This is a genomic window from Sphingobacterium sp. UDSM-2020 (assembly GCF_016132525.1).
Taxonomy (GTDB): domain Bacteria; phylum Bacteroidota; class Bacteroidia; order Sphingobacteriales; family Sphingobacteriaceae; genus Sphingobacterium; species Sphingobacterium anhuiense.
In genome coordinates this window covers 5,787,948-5,814,335 of the sequence record NZ_CP066166.1, presented here as the reverse complement: position 1 = coordinate 5,814,335, position 26,388 = coordinate 5,787,948, and the positions used below count along the sequence as shown (strand labels likewise).

The 26,388-nt window shown below is 36.2% G+C and carries 23 protein-coding genes and 1 other RNA gene; 6 read left to right on the top strand and 18 right to left on the bottom strand.

Going from position 1 to position 26,388, the window contains the following annotated elements; genetic code table 11:
• Positions 1-1,321: 1,321 nt before the first annotated feature.
• The 9 genes from JAZ75_RS24680 to JAZ75_RS24640 all read right to left on the bottom strand — a co-directional run bounded on the left by JAZ75_RS24680 (position 1,322) and on the right by JAZ75_RS24640 (position 11,844).
• Positions 1,322-2,155 (bottom strand): hypothetical protein, encoded by an 834-nt coding sequence (locus JAZ75_RS24680; protein WP_208699212.1) that lies wholly within the window; start codon positions 2,153-2,155, stop codon positions 1,322-1,324.
• Between the two features lie 274 nt (positions 2,156-2,429).
• Complete coding sequence (locus JAZ75_RS24675) at positions 2,430-5,903, bottom strand: DEAD/DEAH box helicase family protein (RefSeq protein WP_208699209.1); 3,474 nt, start codon at positions 5,901-5,903, stop codon at positions 2,430-2,432.
• A 95-nt stretch (positions 5,904-5,998) separates the two neighbouring features.
• Positions 5,999-6,778: an HNH endonuclease gene (locus JAZ75_RS24670; RefSeq protein WP_208699207.1), complete on the bottom strand. Its 780-nt coding sequence runs from the start codon at positions 6,776-6,778 to the stop codon at positions 5,999-6,001.
• Between the two features lie 198 nt (positions 6,779-6,976).
• Positions 6,977-8,113 (bottom strand): restriction endonuclease subunit S, encoded by a 1,137-nt coding sequence (locus JAZ75_RS24665; protein ID WP_208699206.1) that lies wholly within the window; start codon positions 8,111-8,113, stop codon positions 6,977-6,979.
• A 1-nt stretch (position 8,114) separates the two neighbouring features.
• A complete protein-coding gene (locus tag JAZ75_RS24660) occupies positions 8,115-9,590 on the bottom strand; it encodes a class I SAM-dependent DNA methyltransferase (RefSeq protein ID WP_208699205.1) in 1,476 nt (491 codons plus the stop codon).
• Positions 9,591-9,669: 79 nt separating this feature from the next.
• A complete protein-coding gene (locus JAZ75_RS24655; RefSeq protein WP_208699202.1) occupies positions 9,670-10,116 on the bottom strand; it encodes a hypothetical protein in 447 nt (148 codons plus the stop codon).
• Positions 10,113-10,370: a hypothetical protein gene (locus JAZ75_RS24650; RefSeq protein ID WP_208699200.1), complete on the bottom strand. Its 258-nt coding sequence runs from the start codon at positions 10,368-10,370 to the stop codon at positions 10,113-10,115. Before JAZ75_RS24650 ends, JAZ75_RS24655 begins: the two co-directional genes overlap by 4 nt.
• A gap of 76 nt (positions 10,371-10,446) precedes the next feature.
• Positions 10,447-10,782 (bottom strand): YegP family protein, encoded by a 336-nt coding sequence (locus JAZ75_RS24645; RefSeq protein WP_208699197.1) that lies wholly within the window; start codon positions 10,780-10,782, stop codon positions 10,447-10,449.
• Between the two features lie 51 nt (positions 10,783-10,833).
• Positions 10,834-11,844, bottom strand: coding sequence for a helix-turn-helix transcriptional regulator (locus JAZ75_RS24640; RefSeq protein ID WP_208699195.1), 1,011 nt, complete (start codon positions 11,842-11,844; stop codon positions 10,834-10,836).
• A 200-nt stretch (positions 11,845-12,044) separates the two neighbouring features.
• On the opposite strand from JAZ75_RS24640, the gene JAZ75_RS24635 reads away from it, so the two are divergent.
• The 3 genes from JAZ75_RS24635 (at position 12,045) to JAZ75_RS24625 (ending at position 14,426) form a co-directional block, all read left to right on the top strand.
• The gene (locus JAZ75_RS24635) at positions 12,045-12,422 is read left to right on the top strand and encodes a hypothetical protein (protein ID WP_208699193.1); all 378 of its coding nucleotides are present in this window, start codon (positions 12,045-12,047) and stop codon (positions 12,420-12,422) included.
• Between the two features lie 19 nt (positions 12,423-12,441).
• Positions 12,442-12,939: a hypothetical protein gene (locus tag JAZ75_RS24630; RefSeq protein WP_208699191.1), complete on the top strand. Its 498-nt coding sequence runs from the start codon at positions 12,442-12,444 to the stop codon at positions 12,937-12,939.
• Positions 12,940-13,097: 158 nt separating this feature from the next.
• Positions 13,098-14,426 (top strand): ATP-binding protein, encoded by a 1,329-nt coding sequence (locus JAZ75_RS24625; protein ID WP_208699189.1) that lies wholly within the window; start codon positions 13,098-13,100, stop codon positions 14,424-14,426.
• A 180-nt stretch (positions 14,427-14,606) separates the two neighbouring features.
• Here the strand turns inward: JAZ75_RS24625 and JAZ75_RS24620 are convergent, their stop codons facing one another.
• The 3 genes from JAZ75_RS24620 to JAZ75_RS24610 form a co-directional block, all read right to left on the bottom strand.
• Positions 14,607-15,395 (bottom strand): hypothetical protein, encoded by a 789-nt coding sequence (locus JAZ75_RS24620; RefSeq protein ID WP_208699187.1) that lies wholly within the window; start codon positions 15,393-15,395, stop codon positions 14,607-14,609.
• A 103-nt stretch (positions 15,396-15,498) separates the two neighbouring features.
• On the bottom strand, positions 15,499-15,804 hold the full coding sequence (locus tag JAZ75_RS24615) for a DNA-directed RNA polymerase subunit alpha C-terminal domain-containing protein (protein ID WP_208699185.1): 306 nt from the start codon (positions 15,802-15,804) through the stop codon (positions 15,499-15,501).
• A gap of 29 nt (positions 15,805-15,833) precedes the next feature.
• Positions 15,834-16,286 carry a helix-turn-helix domain-containing protein gene (locus tag JAZ75_RS24610; protein WP_208699183.1) on the bottom strand — a complete coding sequence of 151 codons (453 nt, stop codon included), beginning with the start codon at positions 16,284-16,286 and terminating at the stop codon, positions 15,834-15,836.
• Positions 16,287-18,297: 2,011 nt separating this feature from the next.
• Here JAZ75_RS24610 and JAZ75_RS24605 point away from each other — a divergent pair.
• Positions 18,298-19,110 carry an RNA polymerase sigma factor gene (locus tag JAZ75_RS24605; protein WP_208699181.1) on the top strand — a complete coding sequence of 271 codons (813 nt, stop codon included), beginning with the start codon at positions 18,298-18,300 and terminating at the stop codon, positions 19,108-19,110.
• A 14-nt stretch (positions 19,111-19,124) separates the two neighbouring features.
• Positions 19,125-20,219: a hypothetical protein gene (locus JAZ75_RS24600; RefSeq protein WP_208699179.1), complete on the top strand. Its 1,095-nt coding sequence runs from the start codon at positions 19,125-19,127 to the stop codon at positions 20,217-20,219.
• Between the two features lie 33 nt (positions 20,220-20,252).
• Here JAZ75_RS24600 and JAZ75_RS24595 read toward each other — a convergent pair whose 3' ends face one another.
• The 6 genes from JAZ75_RS24595 to ssrA all read right to left on the bottom strand — a co-directional run bounded on the left by JAZ75_RS24595 (position 20,253) and on the right by ssrA (position 24,817).
• Positions 20,253-20,927, bottom strand: a complete 675-nt coding sequence (locus JAZ75_RS24595; protein WP_232789312.1) for an ATPase — start codon at positions 20,925-20,927, stop codon at positions 20,253-20,255.
• Positions 20,851-21,621, bottom strand: a complete 771-nt coding sequence (locus JAZ75_RS24590; RefSeq protein ID WP_208699176.1) for a transcriptional regulator — start codon at positions 21,619-21,621, stop codon at positions 20,851-20,853. Before JAZ75_RS24590 ends, JAZ75_RS24595 begins: the two co-directional genes overlap by 77 nt.
• Positions 21,622-21,643: 22 nt before the next feature.
• Positions 21,644-21,919, bottom strand: a complete 276-nt coding sequence (locus JAZ75_RS24585) for a helix-turn-helix domain-containing protein (RefSeq protein WP_208699174.1) — start codon at positions 21,917-21,919, stop codon at positions 21,644-21,646.
• 85 nt (positions 21,920-22,004) lie between these two features.
• The gene (locus JAZ75_RS24580; protein WP_208699171.1) at positions 22,005-22,853 is read right to left on the bottom strand and encodes an RteC domain-containing protein; all 849 of its coding nucleotides are present in this window, start codon (positions 22,851-22,853) and stop codon (positions 22,005-22,007) included.
• 89 nt (positions 22,854-22,942) lie between these two features.
• A complete protein-coding gene (locus tag JAZ75_RS24575; protein ID WP_208699169.1) occupies positions 22,943-24,193 on the bottom strand; it encodes a site-specific integrase in 1,251 nt (416 codons plus the stop codon).
• A gap of 256 nt (positions 24,194-24,449) precedes the next feature.
• Positions 24,450-24,817, bottom strand: a transfer-messenger RNA (tmRNA) gene (ssrA, locus tag JAZ75_RS24570).
• Positions 24,818-24,980: 163 nt separating this feature from the next.
• On the opposite strand from ssrA, the gene JAZ75_RS24565 reads away from it, so the two are divergent.
• Positions 24,981-26,312, top strand: coding sequence for a hypothetical protein (locus JAZ75_RS24565; RefSeq protein WP_208699167.1), 1,332 nt, complete (start codon positions 24,981-24,983; stop codon positions 26,310-26,312).
• Positions 26,313-26,388: the final 76 nt, after the last annotated feature.

Below are 26,388 nucleotides of genomic sequence, written 5' to 3'. Positions count from 1 at the left end.
GCAGTACCTCCAAGTTTTTCGCAAGTGGTATGAGCCGTAGGTGATATACCTCTTGCTTTAGAGATTGAGGTGTATGGCCTGGACGACGAATTGAGGACAGGGCATGTACCGCAAGGGTTGTTAATTTCCGTTCGAGTATAGAATTACATTGTTGTTGCGGTCTTTTGCAATGAGCGCAGCGGGTTGCTCAAGACCGGATGCACTTGCTCGCCGTCTGCGAGTTGAGCGAGGGTGGTGGACCGAGAGGTGCGCAGCACTGGGGGACAGCATATGTAGGTGAGCTTGGCTGGCGGTATTTTTGATTGTGACGGGTGGGGTAGTTTTATTTTGCTGTAGGATTGGATTTTGGCTGTTTGCTTTGTTTGTGGTGCATGGTGTGTATTGGGTTTTCAAAAATGGTGACAGCCGAAAGCTCGCCTACACAAGGATGCCTAGGTATGTATGAGCCAGCAGCCATGAAGGTGATCACGGTGCTGAGCAAATGTAGCCGTTAATGGAACGTAGTGGAATGTAGGCGCCCCGCAGCGATGCTCCGTGTGAATCGGAATGGCTGCGATGAGTCAATGACTGAAATGCAAAAATGATGACAGTCTGCGCAGCACCCGGAGGGTCGATAGGCTCTATAATGATTGGTATGTGTTTGGGATTATTGGGCCTACGAGACTGGCGGCATTTTTTGCTGAGGCAAATTGACGATGGTAGCGTTGGCCTGCCTATGGTAGCCGCAGCCCGAGCGATCTGCAGGCGAGCCAAATTCGAGGCGACGGTGGATAGAACAGGGCTGAACAGATGGGTGAATGGATATGTAGCTTACGGAATGTAATGATCCAGATGTGATGCGCTGTGACAGACAGAGTAGTCGCCTATGAGGAGGACGACTGAACTGCAAGGGTGATGACAATCTGCTTTAGCACCCGAAGGGCAAAGAGGCTCTATATGATGCCTTTTTATTATCTGGCTGAATCATATAGTGCCTCTTTGGATTGGCGTCATTCTTTGCTGAAGGAGGATCGACGAATGCCTTATTTCCTTTTTTTTTGATTAAACCTTATTATATTATTGAAGATGAGTGTGTTGTGTGTTTTTTTTTGATGAAAAAGTGAAATTGTATAGAAAATAAGTTGTAGCTAAGTTTGTGTAAAACAGTTGTTTATATAAAATAAAAGAGGGGTTACCGACATGAATGTCGGTAACCCCCTTGATTAAAAGTAAAAATAATGATATTTTTATATGTGGATAAATTGATCTCTACCTTTGGTCATAGGATTAAAAGATATTTGACTGTGTGTGGATTTCAACGGTTTTGCTCATTTTCAAAATTCTACATTTCAAAGGTGGAATCAAAAATTCTCATTTGCTCTATCTGCTTATTTATAGCTTCTTCTATTCTACTTAGAAAAATTTGATTATTGTGACAAAAGCTTTTAATACTTATAATCATTGACTCTATCTTTATATAATGCTTCTGGAAATCCTCCAATTCAAAGTAGAATCCATCTTCCTTCATTTTTTTAACGAGAGAGTAAACTAGACTATCTACTATAGTAATTTCTGATTCATTTTTAAAACGTGCTGAAATAGTATATTGCTGATGTTCATTGAGAAAGTCGGTAAATAGTGTTTTGATCTTTTTGTTGCAATGATTATCAAATGATATTACTTCCAAGTAATTCAATAAATTTAATAAGGCGTCTGAAAAATTGGCATTCAGTTGTTCATGTTTAATACGGTATTGTTCATTCCATGCATCGAGGCTTTTGTAGAGTTGCAACAACAGTTGACGTGAAGTTAGAAAATTTCCATATACAAGTAGCTTTTCTTGTTCGACTATTTCGTGTCTGTCAAAGATTAGGTCAAGTTTGCTTTTAGGTATTTGATTAAGGAAAATTAGCGGTTCGTTAGCAAATATTGCTAATGAATTGATTTTGAAGACATCAAACGATATACCATTTTTCATTGAATTAATCGATCCTAAATGTTGGTTCGCTAAAAGAACCATTAAATCAATACTATCTAAAATATCTTTCTTCTCATTCTTTAGACTTTTCTCATTTTCCAACTTTCTGGACTTTTGATCTCTGTTAATTTTATATGTTGTTAGCGTGTATGTTCCAATAATTGTTGCTACTGGAGCTAGAATTGGAATGATAATCATTTGCCAGTTCTCTTTACACGACAATGATGTTATTATCGCATCAATTATATTGCATATCATGGTCAAACCTATTATTATAATACTGAATGTTGTTATCAATTGGCTGTTCTACGCCCAGGTGATTAATCAGCAGTCTGGTTAGCAGACTGCGGGTTTTATTTTTATTTTTTCTCTTTGGTTTAGCTTCAACTTATCATTTAATAATTTCTGCAAACAAATAATTTGATATCGCCGGAAGTAGGCGGTCGTTCTGCCAGTTCATTATATATGCTTTTTAAGCCCCTATATCCGCGTTTTGGTTGACTTGCTTAATTAACCTAATAAGTTTAACAACATTGTTTTCATCAAAAAGTCCAATTACTCCGCTATCGTCTAGTTCTGTAAATGGTGGCTCCATTAGATCTGCTGTGTCGAGATATCCGTTCGTTACAAAATAGCGGATAACGGTATCCATAAACTTGATTTGTTTTGCGGAAAGGTTTGCTTCGGCAATAAAGTTTGTGAAATGATATTGTATGGCTTCTAGATCCAAACCGATTATGGAGCGGATAAAGGTTCCTAGGGGTTGGTCACCAAATTCGTTTGTAAACTCTTCTTTTGAACCTAGAGCTTCGGCTATTAGGTATTGTTCGAGCTGCTGTAATTCAAATGCATTGATAGGATGATTTTTATGCAATTTATCAATTACCATATGGTGTTTATTTTTTTTGATAAATGCTGTTACACGGTCTTTATAACTTTGCAGATTTTTGAAGTTTTCAATAATATCGTATTCTACGATATCTTCGCGCATCAGGTTATCTTCTAATTTGGTGTAAATCGGTTGAACAATATTTTCTTCTTTGAGTAAATGTATGAGGTCTCGAATTTGTTTTCGTAAATTTTCTACTTTTGATAGTGATACTTCTTGCCAAAAATCTACTGAAGACATTTCTCGAATATAAACTTCTTTAGCAGCCACAGCAGGAACATTTCTCTTTTTTAGGAGTCTTTTCCCTATTTCCATAAAATTCTGGATAATGGTTGTTTGACGTGGAGATTTGTTTATCATAGCGACCTGTAATTTGTAACTGTTTAAATCAAATCTTTTAGCCATTTCATCCGTATCATCAGTGTAAGGAACTAAATGAGATAACTCCATTTCAATAGTCAATATATCCGATTTTGAAAGACTGTTCCAATTGGCTCTATCCGAGAATTGATGAACGGCTGCCAAATGTTTTCTGACTTCATATCGAGCGGTATCTAATTGCGCTACTTTTTTATACAGACCATCGGTATATTCCGTAGCTAGATGCAAATCTTGTGAATTGGCATCTGGATTTTGTTGAATGAGATTGATTACATTCAATTGCTCGAGAAATAAGAGTTGACTTAAAGGTCTTTGTGTGCTGGCTGGCTGACCGTCAGGGTTTTCTTGAAAAAACTCTAAGTTTCGACAATAGTCAAATATCAAGAAATGCTCTTTGTTCTCACCCGGTCCAAATAAATCACGACGTAGGCGTGTGCCTCGACCTACCATCTGCCAAAACTTAGCATATGATTTTACAGGTTTAAAGAATATTAAGTTTAATACACTAGGTGCATCTACTCCAGTATCCATCATATCTACCGAAATAGCAATTTGAGGAGCAAGCTCTTCTTTGTCGTAGCAGAATTTCTCTAATAAGTCTTGTGCCTTATCATTGTAATTATCAATTACCCTGCAGAAATGGCCGCCATATTCTGGATAATTTTTATTGAACCTTTCCTCAATATATACAGCATGACGGTGGTTGCGTGCAAAGATGATTGTTTTACCCAATTTATCACCAGAAGCTACTTTTAGACCATCATTCATCAGGTGGTCTAACACAAGATCTACCGTACCTTCATTAAATAGAAATGAATTGATCTGAGATGAGCCGATCTCCAACTCTTGTAGTTCTTCATCTGATACCTCGGTCAATCCAAGTTTCTCTTCCAACTCTTCCTTATCCTGATCACTGAGGTCTTTATATTTTACACCATCACGAACCATATGAACCGGTACCGAATAGGAGCGAGGGGGTACTAAATAACCATCAGCTACTGCTGTATCCAATTCATAAGCAAAAGTTGGAATATCATCTTCCAGTTGGAAGAATGAATAGGTGTTTTTATCTAACTCCTTTTTTGGGGTAGCTGTCAATCCTATTAGTAGTCCGTCAAAATAATCAAATATGGATTGGTATTTTTGATAGATGGAACGGTGTGCCTCATCGATAAATATAGCATCAAAGTGACCCACTCCGTAATCCCGATTATCGCCCTCCATTTGATTATTAATGCAGTTCATCATGGTTGGATAGGTCGAAAAAACCAATCTAGTATGACTAGTTTCTTTTTCCTTAGTAAGATCGACTGCTGATAAATGAGGTAAATGCTCTTTAAAAGCATTCTTTGCTTGAGTTACTAATGCATTTCTATCAGCTAGGAAAAGAATGCGCTTGGCCCAATTGCATTTGGTCAACATATCTACGATTGCGGCAGCAGTACGTGTCTTACCGGAGCCTGTTGCCATTACTAATAATGCACGACGATGTTTACCTCTTAATGTATTGTCTTTGGTTGCTACAAAATGCTCTGATAACCGTTGTACCGCCTCCAGTTGATATGGTCTACCAGCGATAGTGGTATTGACTTCAAACTTTCTAATATCTTTTCGTGAAGTCCGTCTTTTAATTAAAGTCTGTAATTCTTGTTTGGTGTAAAAACCGTAAATCTGGCGAGGAGGATAAAATTGATCGTCCCAAATATGCGTTTCATATCCATTGGAATAGAATATGATAGGACGCTGTCCTGTACTTTTCTCTAGGCAATCTGCATAAAGTGAAGCTTGATGCTGCCCTTTATTGGAGTCGTAAAGTGTACTTTTAGCCTCGATAATCGCCAAAGGTTTAGCATTATCATCCCAAAGGACATAATCAATATACCCTTTGCCTGAAGGATTAGTCGATAAAGGCATTCCATTCACTTCGAATTCTAAATCGCGCGGTTTTTGAAGGTTATCCCAACCTGCTTCACGTAAGTAAAGGTCAATTAATAAACGACGAGTCTCAAACTCAGATATTAAGACCGGAGGCGTTGGTAAATCAGCTATGACTTGTTCTCTATCCTCTTTTCTATTTGCTAATTGGGACTGTATCTCTTCTAATTGTTTGCGTAACTCTTGATTTTGTAGTAAAGCTTTCTGTTTATCTTTATAAGCTTCAACGGCTAGTTTTTGAGCCTCTAGGAAAGAAGTGTTTAATTCTTTAACCTGTTTGGCATTAATGTCCGCTATCTGGCCATGAGGGATTAATTGTTCATCAAATTGAGTTTCTGCCGGAAAGCGTCTACCGTATAGCTTGGCCATCCAATATAAAAAGTTATACATACATTTAAGTGCATGTAAAGCTTCTGTATCTTTTATTGATTTTACAGTATTTCCTTTTCCAGCATGGGAGGCAATATTTCCTAATAAACGGACGGAATTTAATTCTTCACGAACCGATGCTCCTATGTTGTCACGAAATGAGTCTGTATGTAGTAGGCTATTGATTGATTTATCGAATGGCATTTCAAAGTCTACATCGTTTTCATAGAGCCAAAACAGTGACATTTCTAATGTCGAACGACAAATCATTGCTGCATAACGAGGAGCAGTGAAGGTATTCTGTTCTGCCAGTGTAATTTCTTGGTAAATAAGTGGAAACTCTTCTGCTAAAAATTCAAAATTTGATGCCATTAAAAAGATACTTGGTTTGCTTTTAAAGATAAACAAAATATGGTTAGGTGTGAAGAAGGAATTGCTTTATCTATAACGGTTTTCCATATGCCAATTTATCTACCCAACAATTTCCTTAGCATAAAATCAATATCATTAATGCTTTTTACTTCTACCAACCCATTAAAAACAAAACCGGAACCGATTATTTTGGCCTCATTATTTAAGTACTCTTCTCGATTGACAGCCGCCTGGGATGTCACCTCAAGATAAAACCATTTACCAAAAATAATTAATGTACAAAAACCAAATTTCTCTATATCATTAATTCTAGTTTGAGTAAAAGTAAATTGGGGTGATGCAAAATTTTCGTGGATAGGGATTATACCGTTTGAACTCTGTAGATGATAAAGTGGCATATCTCCTTCATTATATCTTGCATAATTTCTAACTTCATCAAATCGGTCATCTAATCCTTTTTTTGTTTCCTTGTGATATTCCTGCAAAAACATTTCGTACAAACCTCGTTTAAATTGGTTTAAAAGAGCTTTCTGAAAATCACGCGTAAATCGATATTTGCTTTTTACTTTCAACTTACCTGTAGTAGCCCAAAACTCAAAATAGATAGATTTAAGTCGCGTGTTTTGGGACTTTTGCTGATATTGCAAAAGATACTTTGTTAAACCAAGAATTTCTTTGACACAAACCTCAATCGTTAAAGGTGGGTTAGAAAGTTTGTCTGGTTGGCCGAAATAGTGATTACAATTGTCACATATATCAAACCCAATGCTGTTGCTACCAAGGCTCCTAGGCATAGTATGAGGCTTCTCGTTAAATGTAACATCTGGTTTGGTACTTTTGCAAAATATGCAAATTCCTTTATTTATATACTTCATATCTTTTCTTTAAAAAATAGAATGAAAATCATTAAACAGTCTCGATTCAATCATTAACTCGCATTTGAGAGCTTTTTTTAGTAAGGACTTAGCCTATTTCATGGCGAACTGTTACGAGGTGTCGATTTTGGAGGTATACCGTTTGTGCGGTCAGGTTTGAGTTCGCTTCGTGCCTCGCGATGACGAGTTAGTAAGATTTTAACTTACTAACTCTCCTTTGAATGCTTTTTGTAATAGCGATTGAAATAGTTCTTCGGACTTCTCTGCATTTGTCTGCGCTTTGAGCTGATTGATTAGCTCTATTTTTTTTGCGAATTCTTCTTGGATGGCTATTGGGGGAACATAAATCTCTAAATTATTAAGGACGCCAGTATTCATATGTGTAAATCCTTCCTCACCACCAGTCTTAAGACGACCTAACCGTTTTGAAAAAAACTTCATTAGACACACAAAAAAAAGTGATTTTAACATACAATCGTCTAGTGATAATTTAATCAAATTAGTACTTAATAGCGATTTTTTAAATGTTGAATCTACAACACACATTTTACCAACAGTGCCTGCACGTGAGATAATGATATCGCCATTTAAAACCTCATATTGTTTCAAACTAATATATTTTTCTTCCGAAACAAAAAGACTTGGTAAGTCTAAGAATTCAAAGGATTGAATATTGTCCATATTCCAAACAGGAACACCATTTTGCTTAAATTCTTCTTTTTTTAGTGCTGATCCAAACGGACCGCACTTCACGCCATTTTTATAAAATTCTTTAAGCAAAGCTTTATCCCAACCTTTCTCATTTCGGACTGGGTCGCCGAACATATCGATAAAGATAGCTTGTGCGAGTTCGTCGTATTTGGATTGTAGGTTTTTGTCTTTACGACGTAATTCATCTGCCTTATCCAAGATCTCTGCTACTTTTTCTTGAATATGTAATGGAGGAAGGGTTATTTCGAGGTCTCTTAATGCACTTCCATTAACGTGAGGAATTGTCGCTCCTGTTCTTTGTGATTTGATGACTTCATTTTTCGAGTTTAGAAACCAATATAAATAATCTGAAGATACAGAGTTTTTGCTAAGTCCTAATTTTGCTAATGTACTTCCAATTACACCCTCTAGTCGAATACCAACTTTCCCTGCATTTGCTCCATCCCATGCTATGATTACATCATTTTTATTTACAAATGTTCCTTTTTCGTTGGTAAAGACTGAATTAGAAGGATTATGTAAATCTTCAATATTTATATATCTGAATTCACCACTGTCTGATGGAGTATGTTTTTTGCCCTTGTTAATTTTCACGAGCTCTCCCAGCTTAACTTTCTCCCACATACTACAATAGCCCTTTCAATTCGTTTAACAATATTTGTCTCTCCTGATCGATTTGAGCAATCTGGTTCAAGATTGTAGCTGGTTTTTCATAGCTTACCTCCTCGTACACGACTTCTTTGTAGCGGTTGATGCTCAAATCGTATGCATTGGTGCGGATTTCCTCTGCAGGCACAAAGAAAGATTGATCAGTACGTACTCGATTTTGTTCATTTGCTAATTCATGGTACCGCGCTATGATATCGGGGATGTTATTTGTTGTGACGGCATTTCGTTTATCATCTAAGCTATACCCGTCAGCTTTCATGTCGTAGTACCATACTTTATCGGTACCGCCAGAATTGGTCTTGGTGAAGATCAGGATTGCTGTACTTACTCCCGCATATGGCTTGAATACACCTGAAGGCATAGATATCACGGCTTGCAGTTGCTGATTGTCTACCAATTCTTGACGAATCGCTTTGTGTGCTGTCGATGATCCAAATAACACGCCATCAGGTACGATAACCGCCGCTCGACCGCCTAATGTCATCATGCGAAGCATTAGACTTAAAAATAGGAGTTCCGTTTTCTTGGTATTGGTCATCTTCAGCAATGAGCTTTCTACATCGTTGCTGTTTAAGGCACCTTTGAACGGTGGATTAGCTAAGATTAGGGAGTATTGCGAGCTAACATCGTTTCGCTCGGCTAATGCAGAACCCGAAATTAATACCGGATTTTCGATGCCGTGCAATTGTAGGTTCATCGAAGCTATACGTAACATAGATGGGTCAATCTCCATCCCGTTGAACATATTGCTATAATAATGTTCACGGAAAGATTTTTCTAACAGCCAGTCTTCGTGTGTCTCTTGGATGTATTCGGCAGCATTGACGAGGAAACCCGCGGTACCCATTGCTGGATCACAGATGGTATCGTCTTGCTTTGGTTGCATCAGTTCTACCATCATACGAATGATGTGTCTAGGCGTACGAAACTGTCCGTTTTTGCCAGCATCAGCAATTTTACTCAACATGTATTCGTATAAATCCCCTTTAGTATCTCTATTACTCAACGGCAATTTGTCTATTTGTTGTACGACATTATCCAATAAGCTAGGACTCTCGATCATGAAGGTGGCGCCTTTCATGTATTCGGAGAATTTACCTCCAGCAGTACCTAGGGTACGCATAAAGTCGAACGCTGTAAGGTTGTCTAGATCTGTCTGCGGTCTACGGAAGATATCCATCATGCGTTCGGGGTCTAGCTCTTTGAAGTAGGACCAGCGTAATGCTTTTTGTTCTTCCGTGTATATATCGGTTTTTTTTGAACTACCTAAAAGTTGTTTTTCTTTGTCAATAGTGGTCTGTCTGTCATCCAGTTGTTTTAAGAAAATCAAGTAGGTGAACTGTTCGATGACGGTCAATGGGTTGGAAATTCCTCCTGTCCAGAAGTCATTCCATATTTTATCTATTTGGGATTTTAATTCTCCGGTAATCATTGTTGTTGGGTTAAAATAGTACGTCAAATTATATTTTTACTAATTTTGACTTTTTTTAGTGGTGCAAAGATAAGGATAATTAAAATGTTTGAATATAATCTTCAAAGGTTCTACCTGAAGCATAATCATCATCCCAAGTGATAACAACTCCAAAACGATCTGGGGTACCTTTGTGTATGCTAAGTGTTATTTCTTGAAACCCTTGTGGATGTATAAATTCGACTGGAAAAGGATTTTCACTGATGAAATATTTGTAATCTTTGTCAAATTTGACATTTATATTTCTAGCTTTAGCTTGACCATGATTATATATTTTTAACTTTTTGTTTCTACCGTTTTGATAAATATTCGCTCTCAGATTTGCTTTTTTAATATCCTGTTCCTCTTCGTGATTCTTTTTAAGTTGATATTTATTGAGCTCTTTTTCCTGTTTTTTTATTTTGCCATCGTAAAATAAAAAAGTGAATATTGTTCCGGCTAAAGATACAAGTGAAATTACTAAGGAGTAGTCTATATTTTCCATCATCTTTTAAATTTAAAGTTTTTATTATTCCTGAATTTTGATTCCAGGGTTTTTCCAAAATCATCTAACAATTTCTGACCTAATGCCGCAGTACCATCATCCACCTGTTGTTGATTGTATTCTAAAAGTTCATCTATACCTCCTAAATATTCTCTTTTGCAATTATTGCATTGAATATAGGTTTCATCTTCTTTATGATTAAAATCTGAGAGACCACATGTGGGACAGAATACTGTAACTGTAATTTTGTTATCCATGATAAATAATTTAAAATCGAAAAAAAATAACATGTGCTATACTTAATTTATATCGTTCAGCACATGTTATAAGTGGTTAAGTCAAATCAACTGTAGTAGCATTTGGAGCATCGCGCTTCACTGCAGCAATTCCGTTTTCTCTTCCAGCTGATGAGACATAGGTTTCACTACGACCGATAATCTCACCATTAATCGCTTTCAGATTGAAAGAGTAAATTTGATAACCGTCCTTTCTTTCATAGCGACTGTCGTAAGGTGCATTAACTTTAACAGATGCAATCCCATTTAGGCAGCCTTGCTTGGTAACGTAGCCCTCACTTCCTAAAATAATTTCACCATTACCTGATTTTAATCGAAAATAGTATTGCGGATTCCTTGAACTCACGAATACTTCAAATTTTGAATTTGACATATTGATACAAAGATTTACACAAACTATGCACTCAATGTGCACAGTAGATAATTAGTTGAAATATAAGCCATAGTTATCTTTTAGTTTTTGACCTATTGCATCTCTTACAGCTGTAGGAGATAATATTTCTAAGGAAGCTCCAAATCCGAGGATTTGTGAATAGAACTCATAATTTGGAATAACTTCCAGTTGAATAGTTGTGTGCTCGGCAGTTTTGTTAATTACTTTTTGTGACGGATGTAAAGGTTTTGATTCGATATATGGCCAAAGTTTTTGGTTAATTTTAATTTGTATGAATTGGGACTGGACATTAATTGGCTTACTTACACCGATCAGGTCTTCGAAGTAATTATCGGGAGAATCTGTGTTAGGTATGTATTCGACGTTGTCTAGCGCTATAAATTTTGTTATACGGTCTAATGGTAGGTTAGTCCAGGTATCATAACCTTCACACTGACCAAAGAGAAACCATCTTTTGTTATACTGTTTGAGGAAGTATGGATGTATAATGAAATTTACTTCTTTATCCTGATTGAATGATTTGTAAGATAACTGCAGTGTTTGCTTGTTTTGTATGTGGTTTAATAAACTGCCTAATAGGTCTAGATTTTTTAGATACTCATTCTGATCAAAAAGGATATAATCACCTAGTTCTTCTAATTGGAAGCTTTTTTTCAGTTTAAGCGTAAGTTCTTGTATGAAATCAAATTGTGGTAAGCCTTTAAATCGGCCAAGCATATCAAGTGCTGTTTTTAGTAAGTCAGCCTCAACAGGATTGATTTGTTGCATTGCTAGTGAGTAGCTGGAGTCAGAGTAACGATAATAAGTTTTACGACCTTCTTTGTAAGATGCTATGGGTGAACGAAAACCTGCTTCACTGCGCATAAAATCAATGTCTTTAAATATTTGTCTTCGGGATATGGATGCTTCGCTACCGGTGTAGTCTTTGATGGCTTGGGCAATGTATAGTATTAGATCTTCGATGAAGAATTTTCTTCCTCTATTGGAAAGGCATCTATCGAGTGCTTCATATCGAATAATTGCGTGTTTGTTGGTGGCCATATGGTATTTTACTTGGTTTAAAAACGAATATACATTTTTTATGTGCAGTGTATATGCACAGGTGTTTTTGAACTGTGTACGTACACTGCATTGAACCTGTTTTATTTTGTGCTATGATAAGGGAATATTATCATTTAAAGCTACGGATAACCGTAACTATTAATTGTTTGTATTGGATATGTTTGCCAAAATTTTAAACTATGTATAAAATATTACTTTCAGCATTATTTGTTTTGTCACTTACCTCTTGTACTAGTTACAAGTATGCAACAGAGGGAAATACACAAAAGAGTAACCTCACCATGGGTACTGTAAAAAGTAAGGTGATTAAAGGGGAGACCACTCAAGATGAAATCATTAAGCTGTTTGGTTCTCCGAACTTGGTTTCTAAAAACAAATCGAATAAAGAGGTTTGGAGTTATAATCGTATGTCTGTCGAGAATAAAGCTGGATCTACGGATTTTTTTGCAGGGCAGCGTGCTAGCCAAAGTAGTAGTAGTAAATCTTTCGATCTCATCATCACGTTTGATGAGCATGATGTTGTAGCCGATTATTCGGTCGTATCCACCGCATATTAACTTTTAGAATTATATTGAAATGAAGAAAACGACAGTATTGTTATGTTTTATCGCGTTGTTGAGTTCGTGTGCTACTCAAATGGTGACTAAATCGCCAGCTGAAGTAAAAATGATGACAACTAAACAATTTGAATCTGGTCAAGATTTGATATTTAAGTCCATTATTAGCTTGCTACAATCGGAGAGTTATATTGTGGACCGTGCTGATAAAGAAACGGGCCTAATCAATGCGAGTAAGAGAATTGAAAACAAAAATGCTGCATCACAGCGGTTTTGGACTGGCTCTTCTAAAGATGCTAATACTTCTAAAGCCATGTTTTATGTGGAGGCTGTTAATGATGATGTGACGGAGGTTAAGATCTCGATGTATGAAGGAAGCGAAACCAGTAGAAATGGTTATTGGGGACAGGTGAATAAGGATAGTAAGGAACAAATGATCTATGAGCCTCGTGTGTACCAGGAATGGTTCCAGAGTCTTCAGGCTGAGGTGGAGCGTCGGAAGGCATTGGGTAGATAAATTTATTTTTGTATTGGTTTAATACTGCCGCATCTCTTTTTGGTTAAGGAGATGCGGCAGTTTTTTTACGGTGTTAACTTGTTTGTTCATAATTAATTCGGCTAGATGGTTATAAATCCTCGATTTTTAGTAATATTGAAAATTAGCTAGAATAGATTATGGCAGAATCTCAAAATATTGAATACAAGCAGAGCTGGAGGGATGAATATCTGAAATGGATATGTGGTTTTGCAAATGCGAATGGTGGTACTATTTTCATCGGGATAGATGATAGTGGTAAGACTGTTGGTGTAGCGGATGCTAAGAAACTGTTAGAAGATATTCCGAATAAGGTGCGCGACGTGTTGGGTATTCTAGTCGATGTTAATCTGCATGAAACTGAGGGGGATGATTTCATAGAAATTATCGTGGATCCTTATCCTAATGCTGTGAACTATAAGGGACAATATCATTATAGGAGTGGCAGTACGAAACAGGAAATGAAAGGTGCCACTTTGGATAAATTTCTATTGCAAAAGAAAGGGGTTAGGTGGGATGGTGCAGCAGTTCCTCGAGTTGCTGTCGGTGACCTGAAGAAGGAAACTCTTGTGTTTTTTCGTAATCGTGGTTTTAAAAATAAGCGCTTGTCTGAAGATACTTTGACGGATGATGATGAGCATTTGCTTGAAAATTTGAAGTTGATTGAGAATGGTTATTTAAAACGGGCGGCTATTTTACTTTTTCATGTGGATCCTGAAAAATTTGTGACTGGAGCTTACGTGAAGATTGGTTATTTTGAGAGAGAAGCGGACCTTATTTTTCAGGATGAGGTCCATGGGAATTTATTTGAGCAAGTTGAGGGGACCATTGATCTATTGTTTACCAAATATATAAAGGCGATGATCAGTTATGATGGAATCCATCGTAATGAAACGTATGAATACCCGAAGGAGGCTGTTCGTGAGGCTCTACTAAACGCCATAGCTCATAAAGATTATTCTGGTTCTACACCGATTCAGATTCGTGTGTATCCTGATAAGCTTATGATATGGAATGAGGGCCATCTTCCGGAAAACTGGACGGTGAGTAATTTATTAAAGAGCCATTCGTCGAGGCCCTTTAATCCGGATATAGCGAATGCGTTTTTCCGTAGTGGATACGTGGAGTCCTGGGGACGTGGCATTAGCAAGATGACGGAGTTGTGTAGTGCTGGAGGGCTTCCAGAACCTAGTTATCTTGTCGAGGGATCAGATTTTTGGGTTGTATTCAAGAAGGATATTTATAATGCCGAGTATCTTGAGGCTCTTGGATTGAATAATCGCCAGGTGAACGCTGTTTTGTTTGCAAGAGAAAAAGGGAAAATAACGAATAGTGATTATCAGACGTTGAATAATATATCGAAAAGAACTGCAACAACTGAATTAACAGAACTGGTAGATAAGTTTAAAGTTCTTCTTAAAACGGGTACCTCGGGTTCAAGTATTTCTTACAAGATAGTGGGGCAATAGTGGGGCAAAAAGTGCGATAGTGGGGCAAATGTTGGGCAATAATTAAAATTAGATTCTATTGGCAAATTATATTTCTTTAGGCAAAGAGCTTTATTAAGAATGTAAATCAACCAAATTGATCATCTGAACTTATTTAAAGAAGTGATGGAAGTATATATTAAAATAATAAAAAGACAATATTCAACTCATTTTCCACTTAAATCCTTTCTCTTTAGAGAGTATCTTAAATACTTGAAATGCAAACTCTGCTATTGATTTGAGTAATCTATCTATTTTTTTGTAATCTAATACTATCTCAACTTCATTTTGGGTTATTGGGCTGAAGGACGCGAAATGTCTGGCTATATTCGTGTAATCTTTTGATTTAAAAATCTTTTCTTTTTTTATAATATTTTGACTGTGCGTAATAGCATGTCTTAACTCTGAAATTGTCTTCCAAAAAACAGAGAACTTCAATTTGTAATTATTGGATTCAGAATATTTATTAAAATCTTCTTTAGTTGCTTTACGGATTAGCTTTAAAAGTGAGTCACCTCCCGGGTAGTTACTTCTGTCCTGTGGATTAAATTTTTCTGTTTTTATTACTTCGAAAAATAAATTGTCTAATTTACATTTTTCATAAATAAAATTTTTGAAAAGCTTTTCCAAAGCTTCGAAACTTTGAGCTAAAACATAACAGCATTCTATCGATATTAATCGAGAAACTTCGTTATTAAATTCTTTTGCTAATACCGTTTTGGATACACCTGTATGGAAATTAAGCTCCCAGCCGTTGTCGGTTTCCCCTGTTATATCGCTAATAATAAGCGCCGACGCTGATATTAAATGTTCTGGAGGTACATTACTGTATTTTTTGAGGGTTGCATTCATCATATTATTCATGAAGTAAGCATTATGTCTCAAAACAATCAGTCGTTCATAAAATTTTCGTAAATCAGGGTAATAAAGATTATCGCACTTAGCAGTCATGATTTTAGGTTCGATTAATATTTTTTAATTCCATATACTCATTTTTTCTAGTTTTATGTAATTTCTTACATTGAAATTGAAGGATTGAAATGCGTAACTTGAACTACATTCGTAGTTTCAAGTTACGCATTTCAAGTGCATTTAAAATTTCTGCTACGCCTTTTTCTCCAACATTACGTAATGATTTTATATCAAATATTGCAAGATTAACCAATTGACGAATTGTATATATGTCCTTATAATGAAATGCTTTTAACAACTTATTGGAAAGCCCTAACGTGTTAATAGACTCATCAAGATTTGGGTTATCTTCTTGATTTCTCTTAATTGAGATTCCTTCTTCTAAAAGAATTTCGCGAATCGACTCTTTTATAATAGCTTTAAGTTCTTCTCGTGTAAGGTTTTCCATATGGTTAGCTACTCTAGATTAATAATAAACTACTTTCCTTCTTTGAGCTTTTTTACTTCGCTGGCAAGATCTAATACAGCTTTGCTTAATGCAGCAATGGATTGTGTTTTGATACGGTCTTCCTCAATGAATTTTTCTAATAGTGCTAATAGCTTGTCTGAGCCGTCATTCTGTATATTGGGGTGATTGTATTGTTGATTATTTGTACTATTATCTTGATTATTCTGTATGTTGTAGATAACATTTTCGTCTTTAAAGGATTTGACGAAATCTGGTGTTACCCCAAGCGCGTCTGCCAATTCTTTTAATAGTGGTTCGTCAAAAGCTACCATATTTTCAAAATCAGAAATACGTTGTTGAGAGTATTTGCTTCTGCATAATTGTCCAAAAGCTTCCTGCTTGATTCCTTGAATTTCTCTTATCCGTTTAATATTATGGCCTATATGCATTTTGTCTTTTTTTTCTTCAAAAATAGTATTCATGGTGAACGAATGTTATGAACTGGTTTTTTACCGGTAAATCGGTACAATACCCTGCTCGTAAATAATAATTAATGAAATATCTTTGGTTTAAAGTTACGGATTATTGTGACTAACAGCAACTGCTGAATGTTCTTTGACTTATTGGTATTGATTAAATTTTAAATAGGATTAATAGATATTATTGAGGCAGCTTGTGATGCCGTAGAGCGAGGTTAACCCACACTCGTTAAATTTTATCAAAATATACAACGGCCTGTTGAATACTGTAAGTAAGAAACATCACAATAGGCATTATATATAGCAGAAAGATATACAATTGGTCGTTATCAAGCACAGTTGATATTTAAAAAGAGATTTTTTGAAGCTGCTTGTGGAGCCGTGGAGGGAGGATAAAAGTCACTCAGTATACTTCTTTGAATTACGCAATGCTCTTGCCGTGCCTTAGTTTAACTTTAATTAAGTTGTTAAAATGGTCTCATTGAAAAATTATGTTGAATAATAAAGTGTTAAAAGGAAATAGAGGCGTCTTGTAACGCCGTAGAGTGAGGATAAAAGTCACTCACTAATCAGTTTACTGATATACAACGTTCTTCGCCGTGCCTTAGTTTAACTTTAATTAAGTTATTTAAATGGTCTCATCGAATGAATATACAGAATAAATAAGTGTTAAAAGAAAATGGAGGCTTCTTGTAGTGCCGTGGAGTGAGGACAAAAGTCACTCACTAATCAGTTTACTTATATACAACGCCCTTCGCCGTGCCTTTGCTTAACTTTAATTAAGTTATTAAAATGGTCTCATCGAATGAATATGTAGAATAAATCAATGTTAAAAGAAAATAGAGGCTTCTTGTGACGCCATGGGGTGAGGACAAAAGTCACTCGCTAATCAGTTTGCTGATATACAACGCCCTTGCTGGTGTAATCTTACCTTAAATTATAGGTAATATAAAGGGGGATTAAAGAAGATCTTATTTATACTAAACCACATACTTGAGGCTTCTTGTGACGCCGCAGAGTGAGGATAAAAGTCACTCACTAAATTTTATTAAAAATGTACAACCTCCTACTGGAAACCGTATGTTATTTGTAATGGAACCAACTGAAAAGATGGTTGAAAAACACAATGGCGGTCTTTGCGTTTTAATATACAATGTGCTTGGTCGTACAAAATCAGAAATTTTATTATACATCATTACTAATTAACATTTTAAATATGTTTTGGTAATATATATGCTATTGAATTTGAATAATTTTTATGTGAAAACTAAAAATATAGAGGCTGCTTGTGGAGCCGAAGAGTGAGGACAGAAGTCACTCGCTAAATTTCTTTGAAATGTACAACGTTTCTGGCGGAACCTTTGATAAATGACCATATGTCTAATTATTGAAATCCGAAGTGAAATATTCTTTCTTATTACATCTATTGAATTTAATAACATACTTGAGGTTTCTTGTGATGCCGTGGAGTGAGGGCAGAAGTCGCTCGCTAAATTTCTTTTACATGCGCAACGGTCTTGGCGGTACCCCTTTGATAATTGGTCGTATTTCGTATTATGGAAATCGGAAGTAAAAGTACTCTTTCTTATTACATCTATTGAATTTAATAACATACTTGAGGTTTCTTGTGGCGCCGCAGAGTGAGGACAAAAGTCACTCACTAAATACTAATAATTCTTTTAAATAGTAATATACAATTTAGTCACCTTCAGGCTAATGTTATAGTGTGTAAATAATTGATTTGTATTTTTTTTTATAAAAATATTGACATCTCTATTTTCCGAGTATATATGAGTGTCTGAAGCAAAATTAATGTATGCACAACGGATGGGCCTTGCTGTAATAAATGTTGTTAAGATACTATTGTCTTGTTCCAAGTTATTATAACAGTAATTAATTTCACTTATCACTACCAATGAACTAACAATCAGTTCTGCATAGAACACACCAATTATACAATTTATACATCATTAAAGAATAGATGTAGCATAGGTATTTAACCAAAACGTTGATTATGATTAAAAATTCAGTAAAAGGAATAGTTGAGAAACATGTTTCATTATTGCAAAATGGTGATGAACGTGGTTTGAGTTTTTTCTATAAGCTTTTTTATAAAAAACTTTTCGTTTGGGCATTCCGAGCTACACAAGATGATTGTGCCGCTGAAAGTATAGTACAGGAAGCATTATTGCGCTTGTGGCTTTATCGTAATCAAGTTACAGATAATGATAATATTTTAAACTTCTTAAAAACTCAGGTTAAATCTGCTATCCAGTCATTCTACAATACAACGCGTAATCGTTTTCATAGAAGTCTTCTTCGGCTCGATTCAATCGAAAATTATCAAGAGTTTCTAGTTGGCTATGAATTGGAGGAAGAAGAAGAAATTGATCTGATTTATATGGAAAAACTTGAAGAAGAAAAGCAACAGCGATTAGATCAATTATCTGGTCTAATGCCTAGTCTTAATCAAGAGCAGCAGCTATTTATTAAGCTTTGTCTCAAGTACAGTTTTAATTATGAAAGAATAGCTTATTATTTAGGAGGTATTTCGGATTATGAAGTTAGCCTGCAAGTCGAAAAGACAATAGAAATACTGCGTTCGGTATTTAATTGTTCGCAGAAGATGGAGATTCTAAATAAGCCTTCCAAAATTGTGCTGCAGGGAGAGTTTGACGATCAACAGACAGAAATATTTTATATGCGATATGAACTTCAATTATCTTTTGAGCAGATCTCAGAAGCGTTGCAGCTAACCCCTGATTTGGTTAAAAGACTATTTGTTCAGGCGCATGCAAAAATCAAAAGTGCAAAGAAAATGGCTTAATAAAACTTATAATTATGGAAAAAGACACCCTAATTTTAACTCGGAAAGTCCAAATTTACTTGGATTGTGATGACAAAGAAGAGCGTTCGGAATATTTTAAGAAGTTATTCGAATGGCAAGATATTGTGTACCGTGGCTCGAACATGGTAATGACGCATCAGTATATACAGGAGCAGATGAAGGATTTAATTTATCTGCGTGATGACGTTAAAGTTAAACTGGGCGATTTTAAAAAGGATCCTGATGGTATATTTACTTCATCAAAGATGAATACAACTTATCGGATACTAGCCTTATATTTTAAAGGTAAGCTGCCTTCAAATATTCTCTCAGCAATGAACATGACTTTGAATAGGGTTTTTAGTAGTGAAAGAGCGGCATATTGGAAGGGTGAAAAATCTTTGAGAAATTATAAAAAAGATATGCCAATACCCTTTGGTGGTGAACAAGTGAAGTTACATAATGATGAAAAAGGACGCGATTTTAAGTTTAACCTTTTTAAGATTCCATTTCGAACTTATCTTGGGAAAGATCGTTCTGATAAAAGAGTTTTGTTACAGAGAGCATTAGTTGGACAGATTAAAATATGTACTAGCTCCATTCAAATTGTTAAGGGTAAGTTATTTTTGTTATTAGCTTTGGAACTTCCAAAAAAGAAACATGAACTGAAGGATCACGTCATCGCTGAAGCATCCCTATCAGTTGAGCATCCTATTACTGTAATCGTAGATAGGGATAATTATCAAATAGGAACTAAGGAAGAGTTCTTGTATAGGCGTATGGCGATTCAAGCTGCAAGACATAGAATACAAAAAGCTTCAACATATAATAAGGGCGGACATGGGAGAAAGAAAAAATTGAAAAGTTTAGATCATTTTGAAGAGAAAGAGCGACGTTACGTTGACAGCCGTCTACATTTATATAGTCGAAAGCTAATTGATATTTGTGTAAAATCTGAAGCTGGTACATTATTATTAGTGAATCAAAGTAATAAAGAGGAAGTTGCGAAAGAAGACGAGTTCCTACTAAGAAATTGGAGCTATTATGGTTTGATTGAAAAAATAAAGTATAAAGCCAGTATGGCGGGTATTAATGTTATTATAGAATAAATTTAAGTCGTTGGTGCAACACCAACGACTTTTTTATTTTCTTTTGTCCTGGACACTCATATCAAAACCAATAAGATTGACCATTTCGCGGAGTCGCGATCGTAGCCGATTACCGTATGCTTCTTCGAGCTCGGTTGCTGAGAGATTGGTGGTGATATGTGTCTTCAACTTTCCGGCGACAAAGAGATCGTACCTGGAGAGTAAGATCTCGGCCAGGACATTGCACTCGTTGCCGAAGTGCTTCATGTTTTTTTCGGTACCAAGATCGTCAAAGCAATAGTTGCGGAACTCCGTACTATAAAGCTTTCCTCTGCTGTAGCGATGTATGATATCATATCCTTCTTGGATGAATTCGAAAGTAATATCTCTTACACTCTTCATCATATACCTGTCCTGTTGTTGGGGAAGATATCTCAAAATAGTCATCAATGACGTTTTTCCACAACCAATTGGGCCAGTCAACATAATTCCTTTTTGTAAATCAATATCGTGAGCTTGACATATTGATTCGTCCTGGAGATAGTAGGCCGCTAGTTTGTAAATAATGGGTGTGTCTTTTTCATGCAAATGAAATTTTGGACCATATAATTCCTGGCCTTTGTTTTCTAAAAATTGAAATACCTTGTTATAATCATAATGGTTCGAAATAGTTTTTGTTTGTGGTGGTACTGAGTTGTTGTGAACGGTTTGATTTTGTATTGTTAGCATGATGATTAAAGTTAATACTGTTTGAAATCCAATTTTTTGCTGATGCTTTCCAATCTTTCATGGGGCTTTTGCCCCCAACGAGCCAACCATTGGCTGTGTAATGATTGATGAATCGATTTGCTTCGATAAGTGTTGATTTTTGTGAAATGAAGAACTCCTCGACCTGTAGTCGTTGCGGAGGAACACCTTTTTCTTTTTGACTGGAATCTTTTTCTTTGTTGGACTTGGACAGTACTGTAACAACCTGACTAGATTTTTTTTCATCTCGCTCATTTTTTTTATCGCGCGATTGAGTAATCATATTATGATTAATAATATGATTACTATACTGTTTATTATAAGGCTCGTTTATTGTTCTTGTGGACAGATTTTGAACAGGTTCGTTTCTTGTATCTGTTGTAACGATACGATCAGGAAAAAAACTAATGGCGCTACCTTTAAAAGGATTGTAAGAAGGTTGATAATCGATGTATCCGTTTTTGTGCAGGTAGGCCATGGCTTTGTGATAGGTGGCTTTGGAGTTGATCTTGCTCAAGCGCATGGCCTCGTCTCTAACAATTTGGATACTTTTAGTAAATCTGGCTTGGTTCCATAGTTGGAATAAAGCCATGAAGAGACTCGAGTGGGTAGGAGTGAGGCCTGTGTCGGCGGTAGCCTTATTGAAAAAATAGGTGAGTTGCTTAATGTAATTCATTTTGTAACGTGCTTAAGTGGAATTAGGATTTTGGGTTTGTAGAGCTGCTATTCAATAGTGACTGGATATCTTCAAGTGAATAATAGATGGTATTGCCAATCTTGGAGTAATTGATAGTTCCGTTGATCCGATAGTTTTGTAGGGTACCAGGAGAGATCTGAAGCATTTTGACGACATCTTTTGTCTTTATCCATTTTTTCTGAGTGGATAATTTTCCAGAAAAAAGATTGCGTAAGTCATTTAACAATTCTGCTTTGAAAGCTGCGAGATCTTCTCGCGTAAGGATTTCTATTGCCATAATTATTTGGTTATTTGATGAATAGCAAATTTGTTAAATATAAAAATGAATTTACCCCAAGTTGGTAACACCTTGGGGTAAATAATTATGGAAACAACTCATTGTCAGTGTCTTTAATTCTTTTGCTCAATGCGTCTTTAAGGCTATCGACAAACTTGGTCTTGTTATTTTTCCGTGATCGGATATCGTAAAATACGCGATTGTACTGACCCAGGTCGATATCAAATATCTGTTGGAAGTATTCGGCAATATCTTTTAAGTCGGCTTTGCCATTATTGAATACTCCGGCTGCATGGAGCGCATAGATTGATTCTATTAGATCAATTTTTGAGGTGGTCCATTTTAACAACTTATTACTTTTTGGTGTTGATATCTCCTTAGTACCAAGTTTTTTGATTTTCTTCTTCAGATAATGTCTAAGCATTTCGTATGCTTCCATCTGTACAAAAATGTGCACTGTGGGCGTGTTCTTGTTTTTATCAATTTCGAGTAGATAGTCACCAGTAGGGATAAAAAGATCGCGATCAGTCCTACGAAAGAAATGATCATCAAATTGTGAGGAGTTGGATTTAAAATAATTGTAGAAGAACTTGTTATGGGTGAGTTTCTTCTTTAGTTTAAACAAAGTCTTGAGGTAATATTTTTTAACAGCTTTCTTTTTTACGGGAGGTTTGTCAAGTTCTATTTTTTGTATGAGTGAATAATATTGTATTAGGGCAAGGAGGTGACACTTAATATGCTTGAAGTAGAAAATTTCTGTATCGGGAGTAATCTCAGGACTTATTTCGAAGTTTTGTTTGACCTCTTCTAATCTTCTGGAGATATATTGAATAGACATTTCTGTTATTTTTGAATAATCATGTTGAAAGTCTTCTTCGGCATTTTTAATATAAATATTAATTTCTTCAGTGATGGCTATAAGAGTTTGATTCATATATGTATAAAAGGTTATCTTTAATTAGTTGACAAATAACTAAAGATAACCTTTTTTGGATCTTAGAAATGTATCTATTCTGTTTCTATTTATATAGATTTTCTTTTAAGTTTAGAATTTTCCTCACTTTTGTTTAATAGTATTTTGAGATTTTCCATATCGTTGGCTACTTTTCTATCCGTAATCTTGGCGTAGTGCTGCGTTGTTTTAATACTTTTATGGCCAAGCATCTTGGATACACTTTCTATTGGAACACCATTTGACAACGTTATTGTTGTTGCAAATGTGTGGCGGGCACAATGGAATGTCAATACTTTATTTATTCCGCATAGATCTGCTATTTCCTTGAGATAGGCATTCATCTTCTGGTTTGTGAGGATGGGAAGCAAAACATCTTCATTGTTACTTTTTGGATGATCTGCATATTTTTCAAGAATCTCCTTGGCGGTATCCAATAATGGGATCTTGGATGAAGTATCTGTTTTTTGCCTGTGCGTGCTGATCCATTGCTGGCCATCTATGCCCTTGATGATATTATGCGATGTTAATTGTTTTACATCGATATAGGCTAGACCTGTGAAGCATGCAAATAGGAAGATATCTTTTACCAGATCTAGTCTATCATTATGAATCTCTTTCGTAATGATGGCTTGTAAATCATCTTCGGTGAGAAATGTTTTCTCAATCTCTATGAATTTGGACTTGTAGTTGATAAAGGGATCTTTTTCTAACCAGCCATTTGCAAGGCATATCCGGATTACTTTTTTGAAATTCTTAATGTATTTCATTACCGTGTTGTTTGCGCACTTGTGTTCTGTACGCAGATAAAAATCAAGATCATTGATGAAGATGTTGTCTATCTGCAGAATGTCGATATCATCTTTTCGATATTTCCACTTGAGGAATTTTTGAATATGGGCCAACGTAGTTTCGTACCTGGTATGTGTTCCTTGGGCATATTCAATGCCTATTAACTCTTTGACTTTGTTGTTGTGATTTTGGAAGATGGGCACAAGTGTCCTGGCTTTTTCTTTTTTACCGGTGTATAGATCCAGGAATGTTTCTAAGGTAATTGGCTCGGATTTGTACTGCAACTGTAGGTGCGTCTGATTGATCTTGAGCTTTATTGAATCGAGATAGCTATTAATTGTCCTGGCTTCTTCTGAATTGCCTTTGACTTTCATAGCTTTTTCGTCCCATTTTTTCGGATCTACATACTTCTTCGTGGTAAACTCTGTCCGTTCTCCGTTTATGGTTAAACGTACATAGATTGGTAATTCGCCTGTTTTGTTCACGCGTGATGCTCTAGCATACATGTGAATAGTAATTGTAGCATTCATTGTTGTGGTGTTTTATATTTCTTAAGTTATTTCCTTTTGCACATTTTATCAAGATGTTCAATGTTTGCTCATGTTACGTAACTAATTGTTAGTTATGTATTTGTGCTGTTTAGCGAGACCAAATTTTAGACAAACTTTTGGTCTCGATTTGGTCTCGCTGGAAATAAGAAATATGGAATGGTCAGGAAGGCTTATAAACGACAAAACCCTATAAATACTGCTATTTATAGGGTTTTGATACTACTTGTTTTGTTAATCGTGGAGCCGGAGAGATTCGAACTCTCGTCCAGTCATGGTACTGTGTACGCTTTCTACATGCTTAGCTTCTCTTTAATTGTCGAGCGAGGGAAGGTGAGTTGCTGACCTATACCGTACGCCGTATTTGCTGAGTCTTACAAGTGATTAGCAAAATCACACCTGCCAGTTCTATTGTTCGATGCCCCGAATGTTAAACCAAAGAACAGGATCTAACGGGACAAATAGCTATGTTAAGTCTAACTTAAGCAGCTAAGGCGTAGTTTTCTTCGCCAGTTGTAATTGTGAAAGTTCCGATTAAAGTGCTCTACTAACAACGCACTGCATGCTTACATAACCGTCTCCATCCTGTCAATTCCGGTCGACCCCAATTATGTAGAATACAAAAATACAAATATTATTTCAATTATGAAGGAATATACACGCTTGGAATACAATATATTTTGTATCTTACATATATTGATATACAAACAATTGTTAATCAGAATTGTTATAAGTGTGAAATATTCATTGAATCAAAAAATAAATCTACATGGCTAAGGAAATAAAATCTAAAAATTCGAAAAAGACAAATAAAAAAACGTCTACTCCAGTTGCTAAAAAGAAGTTCGCAGCTGATGTAAGCAATGTAAAAACAATTGCAGAAAAATCGAAAACACCGCGCAAATTAAAGAAATCATCTAAAAAAGAGACTTCAAAAGAGGAATCTAAATTAGTAAAGGCATATAAAAAGCTGAATAAAAAAGTGAAAGAAACACTTTCGGAAATTCAGGAAAAATTGCCCTTTTTTCATGTAGATGAAACGATCAAACGAGTCACTTCTAATAAGAATGATGATGCAATTAAATCTGATAAGAATAAAAAGAAGAAATCAAAGGATAGTAAGTCTTTAAAAAAAGATGCAGTTTCCAAAAGTAAGAAAAAGGATAGTAAAGCTGTCGCAGAAAAAAAGATCGAAGTAAAGAAAGAAGCTGATAAGCCAAAAGTTACTGAAGGTCCTAAACCAGTAACCGCAAGTAAACCTGTAGCAACAGCATCAAAACCAGTCGCTAAACCTGCTGCTGCGAAAGTAGCACCAAAGGTTGCTGAAGCTTCTAAGTCCACAACTGTAAGTAAGCCTGTAGCAACAGCAGCAAAACCTGCTCCTGCGAAAGCAGCTCCAAAGGTAGCGGAAGCTCCGAAAGCCACCACTGCAAGTAAGCCTGCAGCAACAGCATCAAAACCAGTGGCTAAATCTGCTCCTGCGAAAGTAGCTCCAAAGGTAGCAGAAGCTCCGAAAGCCACTACTGCAAGTAAACCTGCAGCAACAGCATCGAAGCCGGCAGCAAAACCAGCTCCTGCGAAAGTAGCTCCAAAGGTAGCGGAAGCTCCGAAAGCCACCACTGCAAGTAAACCTGCAGCAACAGCATCGAAGCCTGCAGCAAAACCAGCTCCTGCGAAAGTAGCTCCAAAGGTAGCGGAAGCTCCGAAAGCCACAACTACAAGTAAATCTACAACAACAGCATCAAAGTCAACGCCTAAAACTGCTCCTGCGAAGGCAACGGCAAAGGTCGCGGAAGCCCCGAAAGTCGCAACTGCAACAGCGTCAAAACCATCTCCTGCAAAAGCAACTAATATTTCGAAACCAGCATCAGCATCAAAGCCAGTAGCTAAAGCTGCTGCTACAAAGGTAGCACCAAAGGTTACTGATAGCACAAAATCAGTGGAAGCAGCTAAACCTGTTGCATCACCTTCTGAAGCTAAAGAAAGTCCGGTAACACACCCAAGCCTTGCTCCCGATAATAATGCAAAAACGGTAACTGCTACAAAAGATAACACCGATAAAAATACGGTAGCTGACGAAAAAGCTGAGGCTACAAAATAGGGACTATTAAAAAAAGAATAATAAAAAAAGGATGCCTTACGATCATAAAGCATCCTTTTTTATGCATTGACAAATA